Source organism: Pseudoalteromonas sp. S4492, assembly GCF_005886115.1.
Lineage (GTDB): Bacteria > Pseudomonadota > Gammaproteobacteria > Enterobacterales > Alteromonadaceae > Pseudoalteromonas > Pseudoalteromonas gelatinilytica.
Map to the genome: position 1 here is coordinate 1 of NZ_PNCP01000177.1, position 337 is coordinate 337.

The following is a 337-nucleotide window of genomic DNA, read 5'->3' on the forward strand; positions in this document are numbered from 1 at the left end:
TAATTGACAATAGAGGGTACTGAGGAATCCCTTTTTCAGAGTAAACAGCCACTCTCTTGCCAGACTGCCAAACTTCTTTAGAAAAAACTAAAGAAGACACCATCATAAGTATTAATAAAATCAGCTTATTCACGAGGTGGACTCCTGATGATGGTTGACTCAAGATCAATAGAGTCTTTCCACTCTCTTAACCTGTAGTTTTTTATCTGGCTTCTTATATCTACTGAAAATGCAAGACCATCTGAACTAAGTAGCACTGGTGATTCAGCTGCAAGTTTAATTTGTACATTTTTCTTATGAACACCTTTGTTAGAAAAGTAATCTGCTACTTCTTTTC

Annotated in this window: 1 protein-coding gene; it reads right to left on the reverse strand. The window is 35.9% G+C overall.

Going from position 1 to position 337, the window contains the following annotated elements:
* Positions 1–125 precede the first annotated feature (125 nt).
* A partial coding sequence (locus CWC28_RS22340; RefSeq protein ID WP_212746819.1) for a hypothetical protein occupies positions 126–337 on the reverse strand: 212 nt, incomplete at its 5' end.